General features: G+C 64.4%; 12 protein-coding genes. 8 read left to right on the plus strand and 4 right to left on the minus strand.

From position 1 onward, the window contains the following. Positions 1-128: 128 nt before the first annotated feature. Together ycaC and F3J44_RS15280 are read right to left on the minus strand one after the other, a co-directional pair. Positions 129-758, minus strand: coding sequence for an isochorismate family cysteine hydrolase YcaC (gene ycaC, locus F3J44_RS15275; protein ID WP_167273838.1), 630 nt, complete (start codon positions 756-758; stop codon positions 129-131). A 215-nt stretch (positions 759-973) separates the two neighbouring features. Beyond that, on the minus strand, positions 974-2,965 hold the full coding sequence (locus F3J44_RS15280) for a hybrid sensor histidine kinase/response regulator (RefSeq protein WP_167273841.1): 1,992 nt from the start codon (positions 2,963-2,965) through the stop codon (positions 974-976). A 265-nt stretch (positions 2,966-3,230) separates the two neighbouring features. On the opposite strand from F3J44_RS15280, the gene F3J44_RS15285 reads away from it, so the two are divergent. From F3J44_RS15285 to F3J44_RS15300, 4 genes are all read left to right on the plus strand, one after another. Then, complete coding sequence (locus tag F3J44_RS15285) at positions 3,231-4,028, plus strand: hydroxymethylpyrimidine/phosphomethylpyrimidine kinase (protein WP_167063439.1); 798 nt, start codon at positions 3,231-3,233, stop codon at positions 4,026-4,028. 13 nt (positions 4,029-4,041) lie between these two features. Continuing rightward, positions 4,042-4,665 carry a thiamine phosphate synthase gene (thiE, locus tag F3J44_RS15290; protein WP_167273843.1) on the plus strand — a complete coding sequence of 208 codons (624 nt, stop codon included), beginning with the start codon at positions 4,042-4,044 and terminating at the stop codon, positions 4,663-4,665. Between the two features lie 17 nt (positions 4,666-4,682). Further along, the gene (hemL, locus tag F3J44_RS15295; protein ID WP_167063433.1) at positions 4,683-5,966 is read left to right on the plus strand and encodes a glutamate-1-semialdehyde 2,1-aminomutase; all 1,284 of its coding nucleotides are present in this window, start codon (positions 4,683-4,685) and stop codon (positions 5,964-5,966) included. A gap of 242 nt (positions 5,967-6,208) precedes the next feature. Further along, positions 6,209-6,754, plus strand: coding sequence for a tetratricopeptide repeat protein (locus F3J44_RS15300; RefSeq protein WP_167273846.1), 546 nt, complete (start codon positions 6,209-6,211; stop codon positions 6,752-6,754). A gap of 6 nt (positions 6,755-6,760) precedes the next feature. Here F3J44_RS15300 and F3J44_RS15305 read toward each other — a convergent pair whose 3' ends face one another. Further along, positions 6,761-7,087 (minus strand): DUF1820 family protein, encoded by a 327-nt coding sequence (locus F3J44_RS15305; RefSeq protein WP_167063427.1) that lies wholly within the window; start codon positions 7,085-7,087, stop codon positions 6,761-6,763. Between the two features lie 162 nt (positions 7,088-7,249). Here F3J44_RS15305 and F3J44_RS15310 point away from each other — a divergent pair, with 162 nt between their 5' ends. The 4 genes from F3J44_RS15310 to lnt are packed head-to-tail and all read left to right on the plus strand — an operon-like array spanning position 7,250 to position 11,105. Continuing rightward, a complete protein-coding gene (locus F3J44_RS15310) occupies positions 7,250-8,248 on the plus strand; it encodes a PhoH family protein (RefSeq protein ID WP_167063424.1) in 999 nt (332 codons plus the stop codon). Then, positions 8,241-8,714 (plus strand): rRNA maturation RNase YbeY, encoded by a 474-nt coding sequence (gene ybeY, locus F3J44_RS15315; RefSeq protein ID WP_167063422.1) that lies wholly within the window; start codon positions 8,241-8,243, stop codon positions 8,712-8,714. Before F3J44_RS15310 ends, ybeY begins: the two co-directional genes overlap by 8 nt. A gap of 25 nt (positions 8,715-8,739) precedes the next feature. Continuing rightward, the gene (locus tag F3J44_RS15320) at positions 8,740-9,579 is read left to right on the plus strand and encodes an HlyC/CorC family transporter (protein WP_167063419.1); all 840 of its coding nucleotides are present in this window, start codon (positions 8,740-8,742) and stop codon (positions 9,577-9,579) included. An 8-nt stretch (positions 9,580-9,587) separates the two neighbouring features. Next, the gene (gene lnt / locus F3J44_RS15325; protein ID WP_167273849.1) at positions 9,588-11,105 is read left to right on the plus strand and encodes an apolipoprotein N-acyltransferase; all 1,518 of its coding nucleotides are present in this window, start codon (positions 9,588-9,590) and stop codon (positions 11,103-11,105) included. An 80-nt stretch (positions 11,106-11,185) separates the two neighbouring features. Here lnt and F3J44_RS15330 read toward each other — a convergent pair whose 3' ends face one another. Then, positions 11,186-11,947: a YdcF family protein gene (locus F3J44_RS15330; protein WP_167273852.1), complete on the minus strand. Its 762-nt coding sequence runs from the start codon at positions 11,945-11,947 to the stop codon at positions 11,186-11,188. Between the last annotated feature and the right edge of the window lie 62 nt (positions 11,948-12,009).

The raw sequence follows: 12,009 nt of genomic DNA on the forward strand, positions 1-12,009 counted from the left end.
AGCGCATCGCGAGCTTTGCTCGCTCCTACGGGGGGTTGTGCAGTTGTGCAGTTGTGCAGTTGTGCAGTTGTGCAGGGCCCGGGTAGGAGCGAGCAAAGCTCGCGATGCGCCGCGCGAGCGGCGCGCTCTTACTTGCCAGCCGTCAAAGCGTTGTAGCTGGTCATCAAGTTGCGGTAGTCCGGAATATGGTTGGAGCACAGCGCCGCCAGGCCTTCGATGTCGTTGCGCCAGTCGCGGTGCAGCTCGCAGGCCACGCCGAACCAGGTCATCAGTTGAGCGCCCGCCTGGCTCATGCGGTCGTGGGCGGCATCACGGGTCATTTCGTTGAAGGTGCCGGAGGCATCGGTTACCACGAACACGTCGAACTCTTCTTCCAGGGCCGACAGGGCCGGGAAGGCGACGCACACTTCGGTGACCACGCCAGCGATGATCAGCTGCTTCTTGCCGGTGGCCTTCACCGCTTTCACGAAATCCTCGTTGTCCCAGGCGTTGATCTGGCCTGGGCGGGCGATGTATGGGGCGTCCGGGAACAGTTCCTTGAGTTCCGGCACCAGCGGGCCGTTGGGGCCTTGCTCGAAGCTGGTGGTGAGGATGGTCGGCAGGTTGAAGAACTTGGCCAGGTCCGCCAGGGCCAGCACGTTGTTCTTGAAGGCATCCGGCTCGATGTCGCGCACCAGGGACAGCAGGCCAGCCTGGTGGTCGACCAGCAGTACGGCGGCGTCGTCTTTGTTCAGGCGGTTGTATTTGAAGTTAGTCATTTGGGTAGCTCCTAAGGGTTTTGATTTTCAGTAAGTTGGGTGTTTCGCGTTGATGGGAGAAGATTAAAACCATCACCTTTGGAGCGGTAGATAGTGGTTTTTGGCTTTAGCGTTCTGTTTTAGGAACGATGGATTGGCGCTGCTGTGCAGCGCATCGCGAGCTTTGCTCGCTCCTACCCGGCCTGCGTAATCCAGTAGGAGCTCGCGATGCGCTGTCAGAAGCGTGTAGCGCCCGAAACGGTCCTGCCGGAGGGCATCTGCATCTGGGAGATTTCCAGGTTCAGGCTCAATTCGAAGCGGCTGCCCAGGCCGCGGGTCGACTCGTGGGACAGCTTGCCGCCCAGCAGCTCAGCGAGCTTCCGGCAGATCGACAAGCCAATGCCCAGGCCCCCGTAACGCCGGGTCATCGAGCCATCGACCTGGAAGAAGCGCTGGTAGAGGATCGCCTGGTCCAAGTCATCGAAACCGATGCCGCTGTCGCTGACGGTGAAGGTCAACGCCAGGCTGTCGGGCCCCAGGCGCCGCCCGCGCACCTGCAGCATCACCCCACCCTGGTGGGTGAACTTGAGCGCATTGTCCAGCAGGCAGCCCAGGCAACGAGCCACCTTCTGCGCATCGCCCAGCAGGTCGTCGGGCAGTTCCGCAGGGATGTCCAGGCTCAGGTACAGGCCCTTGCCCAGCGCCATCCCGGCATGCCCGGCCCGCAGGTCCTGGAGCATGCCCCGCAGGCTGAAGGGGGCGGCCTGGGCGCGCAGGCGGCCGGCCTGCAGCTCGGTGAGGGTGAGGATATCGTCGACCATGTCCATCATGCCCTGGGCCGAACCCACCGCCGTGCGGTGGTATTGCGCCATCTCGGCGCCCATGGGCAGCGTCTGCATCAGTTCCAGTGAACCGATCACACCGTTCATCGGCGTGCGCAGCTCGTGGGTCACGGTGGCGAGGAATTCGTCCTTGAGGTGGTTGCTGCGCGCCAGCTGCTGGTTCAAATGCTCCAGCGTGCGCCCGGTTTCACGCAGGGTCTGCGATTGGCGTTCGCGCATGCTGTTGATGCGGTCCGCCAGGGCCAGCGACAGCAGCGCCACCTCCAGGGCCGAGCCCAGTTGGCTGGCGTACATGGTGACGAACACGTTCGGCAGGTAGCCCAGCACCATCAAGGTGTTGACCAGCCCACCCAGCAGGAACGCGCTCCAGGCGATGATGAACCAGCGCGCTACCCGCACGCCGCGAACCCAGGCATACAAGCCGGCGCTGAAGATGCTCACGGTGAACAGCAGGGCCAACACCGTGGCCATGCGCAAGGCAATGCCGTAACGCATGCTCACGGCCAGCACCATCACCAGCACGCCACCGAGCATCAGCAACTGCAGCAGGCGGTCATAACCACGGCTGAGCTTGCCCAGGCGCAGGAAATGGCGGGCGAACTGGCAGCCGAACAGGCCTGCGGCGCCAATGAAGAAGGGCGTGGCGGCATTCGCCCACCAGGGGCTGTCCGGCCACAGGTAGGCCACCCCGGCACCGTTCACCGACACCTGGTAGAGGCCGAACGATGCAATATAGAGGATGTAGTAGAGGTAACTGACATCGCGCACGCTGAGGTACAGGAACAGGTTGTACACCAGCATCACCAGCAGCACGCCGTAGATCATCCCCAGCACATACAGGCGGGTCGGCTGGTCTTCCATGTAGGCCTCGGCCGACCACAGCGCCAGCGGCGCCTGCACCGACCCTTGGCTGTGCAGGCGCAGGTAGGCGGTGGTTGACTGGCCAGGGGCGAGCGGCAACTCGAACAGGTAGTTGTTCTGGCGGATCTGCCGGGTGTCGTAGGGCAAGGCGTCGCCGGTGCGCTGGGCCAGGCGAAACACGCCATCGGCATCCGGCAGGTAGAGCTCCAGGTGGTCCATCGGCGGATAGGCCAGTTCCAGCAACCACTGGCGTGGCGTGGCATCGGCCGTGGCAACGTAGTGCAGGTCGACCTTCAGCCAGAACACTGAAGTCGAGTAACCGGCATTCAATACATCGGCATCGTGGGTGCGAAAGCGGCTGGCGAAGATCGGCGCACTGACCTGGGCGATGCTGGCACTGCCCTCGCGGTCCTCAAACACCTGCATGACCTTGCCCAACGGAATGTGCCGGGTACCTGCGTCGAACTCGACGGCACCGGCCAGCATGGGCAACAAGCCCAGAAGCAACATCAGCAAATTACGCATACAGCCCCAGCATGGCCTGCCCGGTCGCGTCGCAATGGCCTCCCTTCCCTTTGAGACGACGAAATCCCGCAGTACCTGTTCATCGAGTTATCCGAGCACTCTAGCATAGCTTTCCAGCCCCGATAGCAGCCACTTCAATTTCCAGAAAAAAGGCTCTAGAACGGCACTTTCAGAGCATTCATACATATGTTTCTGACCATACGATCAACAAATCACCTTTGTAGGACGATCCGCGCAAATCGGTTTGGTGGTAAGCTCGCCGACCATGAATACCTACAGCTCCCGCCCCGTTGTCCTCTGTCTCTCCGGCCACGACCCAAGTGGCGGTGCCGGCTTGCAGGCAGATATCGAAGCCCTGATCGCCCAAGGCTGTCACGCCGCACCCGCCGTGACCGCCCTGACCGTGCAGGATACCGTCGACGTTTCCGACTTCCGCGTGCTCGACCGCGAGTGGGTACTGGCCCAGGCCAACGCCGTGCTCGCCGACTCCACCGTGGCGGCCGTGAAAATCGGCATGCTCGGTTCGATCGCGATGGTCGACACCGTCGCCGAACTGCTCGCCGCCCACCCACACCTGCCGCTGGTCTGCGACCCGGTGCTGCGCGCCGGCGGCGGTGGCCGCCTGGGCAAGGACGAGGTTGGCTATGCCCTGCGCGAGCGCTTGCTGCCGCTGGCCGCCATCGCCACCCCTAACCTGCCGGAAGCACGTATCCTTGCCGAGCTGCCCGAGGGCACGGCCGACGAGTGCGCCGAGAAACTGCTGCCGTATTGCAAACACCTGCTGATCACCGGCGGCCACGGCGACGAAGACGAAATCCACAACCGCCTGTACAGCCGCGACGGCCAGCGCCACACCTGGACCTGCCAGCGCCTGCCAGGCAGCTATCACGGTTCGGGCTGCACCCTGGCCAGCGCCCTGGCCGGCCGCCTGGCCCTGGGCGAGCAGCTGCAAAGTGCGGTGCGCAGCGCCCTTGACTACACCTGGCGCACCCTGCGTGACGCCGAGCAGTTGGGCAAGGGCCAGTTCGTCCCGCGCCGCCTGCCCCTGGACTTCTGCTCCTGACACGAGGCTTTCAATGAAGCTACGCGGCCTGTACGCCATTACCGATAGCCAGCTGCTTGCCGGCCGTTTCCTGTCCCACGTCGAAGCCGCGCTGGAAGGTGGCGTCTGCCTGCTGCAGTACCGTGACAAAAGCGATGATGCCGCCCGCCGCCTGCGCGAGGCCGAAGCACTGATGAAGCTGTGCGAGCGCTACGGCACCCAGTTGCTGATCAACGACGACGCCGAACTGGCCGCGCGCCTGGGCGTCGGCGTGCACCTTGGCCAGACCGACGGCCCGCTGACCCCAGCCCGCGCCCTGCTCGGCCGCCAGGCAATCATCGGCTCCACCTGCCACGCAAGCCTGGAGCTTGCCGCCCAGGCTGCCAGCGAAGGTGCAAGCTACGTGGCCTTTGGCCGCTTCTTCAATTCCGTTACCAAGCCGGGCGCGCCGGCCGCCAACGTCGAACTGCTGGAGCAGGCCCGCGCCCAGGTGAAACTGCCGATCGCGGTGATCGGCGGCATCACCCTCGACAACGCCGCCCCGCTGGTCGCCCACGGCGCCGACCTGCTGGCGGTGATCCATGGCCTGTTCGGTGCCGACAGCGCGCAGGAAGTCACCCGCCGCGCCCGCGCCTTCAACGCCCTGTTCGCTTCCTGATTTCGAGAGAAGATCCCATGTCCCGTTCCGAATCCCTGTTCGCCCAAGCCCAGAAGCACATTCCTGGCGGCGTCAACTCACCGGTCCGCGCGTTCAAAAGCGTGGGCGGCACCCCGTTGTTCTTCAAGCATGCCGAAGGCGCCTACGTTGTCGACGAAGATGACAAGCGCTACGTCGACTACGTGGGTTCCTGGGGCCCGATGATTCTCGGCCACGGCCACCCGGACGTGCTCGACGCCGTGCGCCGCCAGCTGGAGCACGGCCTGTCCTACGGCGCGCCGACCGCGATGGAAACCGAGATGGCCGACCTGGTCTGCTCGCTGGTGCCGTCGATGGAAATGGTGCGCATGGTCAGCTCCGGCACCGAAGCGACCATGAGCGCCATTCGCCTGGCCCGTGGCTACACCGGCCGTGATGCCATCATCAAGTTCGAAGGTTGCTACCACGGCCACTCCGACAGCCTGCTGGTAAAAGCCGGCTCCGGCCTGCTGACCCAGGGCGTGCCAAGCTCGGCAGGCGTACCGGCCGACTTCGCCAAGCACACCCTGACCCTGCCGTTCAACGACATCGCCGCCGTCGAGAAGACCCTGGCCGATGTTGGCCAGACCGTCGCCTGCATCATTGTCGAGCCGGTGGCCGGCAACATGAACTGCGTACCGCCAGCGCCTGGCTTCCTCGAAGGCCTGCGCGAGCAGTGCGACAAGCACGGTGTGGTGCTGATCTTCGACGAAGTGATGACCGGTTTCCGCGTCTCCCTCGGCGGCGCCCAGGGCCACTACGGCATCAAGCCGGACCTGTCGACCTTCGGCAAGATCGTCGGCGGCGGCATGCCGGTCGGCTGCTTCGGTGGCAAGCGTGAAATCATGGGTTGCATCGCCCCGCTGGGCCCGGTGTACCAGGCCGGCACCCTGTCGGGTAACCCGCTGGCCATGGCCGCTGGCCTGACCACCCTGAAGTTGATCAGCCGCCCAGGCTTCCATGACGAGCTGAGCGCCTTCACCAGCCGCATGCTCGATGGCCTGCAGCAACGCGCCGATGCCGCTGGCGTACCGTTCGTCACCACCCAGGCAGGCGCGATGTTTGGCCTGTACTTCAGCGGTGCCGACGATATCGTCACCTTCGACGATGTGATGGCCAGCGACGCCGAGCGCTTCAAGCGCTTCTTCCACCTGATGCTCGACGGCGGTGTGTACCTGGCGCCGAGTGCGTTCGAGGCTGGTTTCACGTCCATTGCCCATGGCGAGAAAGAGCTGCAGATCACCTTGGATGCGGCTGAGAAGGCGTTCGCTGCGCTGAAGTGATGGGTTGGCGGTACCGGCCCCTTCGCGGGGCAAGCCCGCTCCTACAGAAATTGCACATGCGCCTGTAGGAGCGGGCTTGCCCCGCGAAAGGGCCGGCACAAGAAAAAAATCCCACCGCACAACCAGCCAACTCCCCCGCCCAAACAGAATTTCGAGTAAAACTTTGTAAGGTTGGCGCTGCTTATCCCATAATGTGCCACCAGAGACATTGGCCGCAGCTTTGCAGAGGTAAGTCGATCCCCATGAACCGCACCGGCCGCGCCCTGACCATGGGCTGCCTGTTGCTTCTTCAGCCCCTGCTGGCCCTGGCGGAGGGCGGAAACTCGTTGCTGATTCCGGCAACGGGCCGCTGCACGCTCAATGTTCAGCCAGAAGACCTGCAGAACGCGCTGAAAGCCTGCGAGGAAACGGCGGCGACCGGGGACGCCCAGGCGCAGTACGAGCTGGGCGAGTATTACTACACGCTGACGCCGAAAAACCTGAAAAAGGCCCTGGACTGGTTCGAGAAGGCATCCCTGCAAGGCCAGGCCGACGCCCAGTATCGCCTCGGCGCCATGTTCTTCCACGGCGAAGGGGTCAAGGCCAACAACGTGCAGGCCTATATCCTGCTGAAAATGGCCGCGGTCAACGGCGCCGAGGATGCCCTGGACATGGCCGACGAAGTCACCGAACGCATGCCCCGCGAGGAGCTGGAGCACGCTACCCAGGTGCTCGGCCAGATTTTCCGCAAGTACCTGCTGGAACTGCAGAACGCCGAAGGGCGCACGCCGTTCTCGCCCCTGCCCTGAGCTGCCCTACTTCTCCGGCATCGGCATCGGGAACGGCATCACGTTGCCGCCGCCCTTGGCCTCGCTGATCTTCGCCGTGCCCAGGCGCTCCACTTCATCGATGCGGATGATCGAATGCATCGGCACGAAACTGCGGATCACGCCCTCGAACTGGGCCTTGAGCTTTTCCTCGCTCGGGTCGACCACCACCTGGGTGCGCTCGCCGAAGACGAACTCCTCGATTTCCAGAAAGCCCCACAGGTCGCTCTGGTAAATCTGCTTGGCGTACATCTCGAAGACCTGCCCCTGGTTGAGGAAGATCACTTTGTAGATGGCGGGTTCGCGTTTGCTCATGGCTGGCGGGATAACATATGCGTAAGAAAGGGGGTGCATGATACCCGCGAAGCGGCTGGAACAGGCAGTACATACCGTTGAACGTTTCAGTGCTTTCGCCACTGCCCATCAAGGGTTATTCTTGAGTTCACCTTCATTGCCGTCGAGCGGCTAAAAACGACCTTGAACGCACCCATACAACCCCATCGTTTCATCCTCGAACCCTTCGAGGCCCACCGTTTCGCCAACTTGTGCGGCCAGTTCGACGAGCACCTGCGCCTGATCGAACAACGCCTGGCCATTGAAATCCGCAACCGCGGCAATCAATTCGAGCTGATCGGCGAACCCAAGACCACCAGTGCCGCCGAACAGCTGCTGCGCCGCCTCTATCGCGAGACGAAGGGCACCGACCTGTCGCCGGAAACCGTACACCTGTACCTGCAGGAGTCGGCGGTCGAGCACATGGACAACCCGGCGGTCAACGAAGTCAGCGTGTCGCTGCGCACGCGCAAGGGCAACATCCGCCCGCGCGGCCTCAACCAGCAGCGCTACGTGAAGGAAATCCTCGCCAACGACATCAACTTCGGCATCGGCCCGGCCGGTACCGGCAAGACGTACCTGGCCGTGGCCTGCGCCGTCGATGCGCTGGAGCGCGAGCAAGTGCGCCGCATCCTGCTGGTGCGCCCGGCGGTCGAGGCTGGCGAAAAACTCGGCTTCCTGCCTGGTGACCTGGCGCAGAAGATCGACCCGTACCTGCGCCCGCTGTACGACGCCCTGTACGAAATGCTCGGCTTCGAGCACGTGGCCAAGCTCATCGAGCGCCAGGTGATCGAGATCGCCCCGCTGGCCTACATGCGTGGCCGCACCCTGAACAACAGCTTCATCATCCTCGACGAAAGCCAGAACACCACCCTTGAGCAGATGAAGATGTTCCTCACCCGTATCGGCTTCGGCTCCACCGCGGTGATCACCGGCGACATCACCCAGGTCGACCTGCCACGCGGCACCAAGTCGGGCCTGGCCCACGTGATCGAGGTGCTGCGCGACGTACCGGGCATCAGCTTCACCCACTTCCAGCCCAAAGATGTGGTTCGTCACCCACTGGTGCAGCGTATCGTCGAGGCCTACGACCGCTTCGATGCCCGCCAGGCCAAGCCCGAGGCAACCGGCAAAGATGCTTGAACTTGACCTGCAACGGGCCACGGACGCCGCCGCCCCGGATGACGCCGCCTTCCGCCGCTGGTGCGAGCTGGCCTTGCGCCAGCGCACGGCCGACTCGGAAATGACCATCCGCCTGGTCGACGAAGCCGAAGGCCGCGAGTTGAACCACACCTACCGGCACAAGGACTACGCGACCAACGTGTTGTCCTTCCCGGCCGAAGTGCCCGACGAACTGCTGGACATCCCCCTGCTCGGCGACCTGGTGATCTGCGTTGCCGTGGTCGAGCGTGAAGCCGCAGAACAGGGCAAGGCGCTGGAAGCGCACTGGGCGCACCTGGTTATCCACGGTTGCCTGCACCTGCTGGGCTACGACCACATCGACGACGATGAGGCCGAAGAAATGGAAGCGCTGGAACGGGAATTGCTGGCAGAACTGGGTCACCCCGACCCGTATGCCGACGATGAAACCGACACAATCACACACTGATACACCAAGGATCACGAGAACCGCCATGAGCGAAGATCGATCGAGCAACGGGCAGAAGTCCTGGCTGGGTAAACTGACCCAGGCTTTTGCCCATGAGCCGAAAAACCGCCAGGAGCTCCTTGAGCTGCTGCGCGAAGCCCATCAGAACAAGCTGCTCGACAGCGAAGCGCTGACCATTGTCGAAGGCGCCATCCAGGTCGCCGACCTGCAGGTGCGCGACATCATGGTGCCGCGCTCGCAAATGATCAGCATCAAGGCGACCCAATCGCCGCGCGAGTTCCTGCCAGCGGTGATCGACGCCGCGCACTCGCGCTACCCGGTGATCGGCGAAAGCCATGACGATGTGCTCGGGATCCTGCTGGCCAAGGACCTGCTGCCGCTGATCCTCAAGGAAAACGGCGACAGCTTCAACATCAAGGACCTGCTGCGCCCGGCCACCTTCGTGCCGGAGTCCAAGCGCCTCAATGTACTGCTGCGCGAGTTCCGCGCCAACCACAACCACATGGCCATCGTCATCGACGAATACGGCGGCGTGGCGGGCCTGGTCACCATCGAGGACGTGCTGGAGCAGATCGTCGGCGACATCGAGGACGAGCACGACGTCGAGGAAGACAGCTACATCAAGCCCCTGCCCAGCGGCGACTTCCTGGTCAAGGCGCTCACCCCGATCGACAACTTCAACGAATTCTTCGACAGCACCTTCTCGGACGATGAATTCGACACGGTGGGTGGCCTGGTGATGAGTGCCTTCGGCCACTTGCCCAAGCGCAACGAAACCACCGAGATCGGCGCCTACAAGTTCCGTATTCTCAACGCCGACAGCCGGCGGATACACTTGCTGCGCCTGACCCCGATCACCCGCTAAGGACAAACATGCGTTGGATCACCCGCCCCGGCTGGCCCGGTAACCTGCTGGCCCTGGCGGCCGGCGCATCGACCCTCCTGGCCCTGGCGCCGTTCGACATCTGGCCGCTGGCGCTGCTGTCCATCGCCATGCTTTACCTTGGCCTGCGCGAGCTCAGCCCGCGCCAGGCCATGTGGCGTGGCTGGTGCTTCGGCTTCGGCCTGTACGGTGCCGGCACCTGGTGGATCTACGTCAGCATGAACACCTACGGCGGCGCCTCGCCGGCACTGGCGATCGGCCTGCTGCTGGCGTTCTTCGCCGCCCTGGCCTGGTTCTTCGCCTTGCCCACCTGGCTGTGGGCGCGCTGGCTGCGGCGCAACGAGGCGCCTTTGGCCGACGCCTTGTGCTTCGCGGCCCTGTGGCTGCTGCAAGAAGCCTTCCGTGGCTGGTTCCTGACCGGCTTCCCTTGGCTCTATGCCGGCTACAGCCAGCTCGATGGCCCGCTGGCGGGCCTTGCCCCGCTGGGTGGCGTGTGGCTGGTGTCGTTCGTACTGGCATTGACTGCCGCCCTGCTGTGCAACCTGCACCGCCTGCGCTCACGCCCGTCGTTCCTGGCCGTGGGCGTGGTGCTGCTGCTGGCGCCCTGGGCCCTGGGCCTTGCGCTCAAGGGCCACGCCTGGACCAAGCCTGCCGGCGACCCGCTCAAGGTGGCGGCCCTGCAGGGCAACGTCGAGCAGGAAGTGAAATGGGACCCGGCGCACGTCGACGCGCAACTGGCGCTGTACCGCGACATGAGCTTCAGCTCCAAACCGGTTGACCTGCTGGTGTGGCCGGAAACCGCGGTGCCGGTGCTCAAGGACCAGGCCCAGGGCTACATCGACGTGATGGGCCGCTTTGCCGCCGACCGTCATTCGGCCCTGATTACCGGTGTGCCGGTGCGTGAAATCGTGCACCGACAGCGCCGCTACTTCAACGGGGTCACCGTGGCCGGCGAAGGCGATGGCACCTACCTCAAGCAGAAACTGGTGCCGTTCGGCGAATATGTGCCGCTGCAGGACATGCTGCGTGGCCTGATCGAATTCTTCAACCTGCCGATGTCGGACTTCGCCCGCGGCCCGGAGGACCAGCCATTGCTGCAGGCCAAGGGTTACCAGGTGGCGCCGTTCATCTGCTATGAAGTGGTCTACCCGGAGTTCGCCGCGAGCCTGGCGGCGCGCAGCGACCTGCTGCTGACCATCAGCAACGACACCTGGTTCGGCACCTCGATCGGCCCACTGCAGCACCTGCAGATGGCGCAGATGCGCGCGCTGGAGGCCGGCCGCTGGATGATCCGTGCCACCAACAATGGCGTGACGGCGCTGATCGACCCGTTCGGCAAGATTACCGCCCAAGTGCCGCAGTTCCAGCGGGCGGTGCTGTATGGCGAAGTGGTGCCGATGCAGCAGCTGACGCCTTACCTGCAGTGGCGGTCTTGGCCGCTGGCGATTTTGTGTGTTTTGCTGCTGGGCTGGGCGTTGCTGGCGGGGCGTATCGCCAAGACCGTTTGAGGTTTGCTGTGCCGGCCTCTTCGCGGGGCAAGCCCGCTCCTACAGGAGCGGGCTTGCCCCGCGAAGAGGCCGGCACAGGCTCAATAGAACACCCGATACCCCACCAACCCCACCAGCTCATTGATTAGCTGCCCGCTTTGCCACAGGGCACGGCTCTCCGGCAGCAGCCCACCAAACGGCCTGGCATGGTCGCGCCCAAGGAACCCCACCGGCGCCGGCACCACCTCGAACCCGGCCTGCTCGAAGCTCCAGCGCGAACGCGGCATGTGCCAGGCCTGGGTCACCACCACCACCCGGCGAATGCCCAGCGGCTGCAGCACCTGGGCGCTCATCTGGGCATTCTCCCAGGTGGTACGGCTGGCACCTTCCTGCCACCTCACCGGCACGCCAAAGTCGTCCTGCAGGCGCTGGGCCATCAACTGCGCCTCGCTTGGCGGCGTGCCGTAGTGCAGGCCACCACTGGTCAGCACCGGCAAGCCCGAAGCCTTGGCCAGGTGCGCGGCGTAACGCATGCGTTCCAGTGCCAGGGCCGAGGGCTGGTCTTCCCCGCCCCAGGCCGGGTCGCCGCGCTCACGCCCGGCCCCCAGCACCACGATGGCATCCGCCCGGCTGGCAAGGCCCGCCCACTGCGCAGGCGCCAGCGCAGGTTCGCTTTCCAGCGCCCGGGCCACCTGCTGCACCACCAGGGGCAAGCTCATCAACCACAGGCCCCCCAGCCCCAGCACGAAACACAGGCGCGCCAGCGCCGGGCGCCGGGCACGCAGCCACCAGGCCGCGAGCAGCAGCACGAACAGCACGCCGGGCGGCATCAACCATTGCTTGAGGAAAAATCGAATCGGCATCGGCCACACCTCCATGGATGGCCAGCAGCCTATGTGGATCGACGCCGGCCAACAAGGGTGCG

Origin of the sequence: Pantoea sp. Tr-811 (assembly GCF_011752535.1) — a bacterium.
GTDB lineage: Bacteria > Pseudomonadota > Gammaproteobacteria > Pseudomonadales > Pseudomonadaceae > Aquipseudomonas.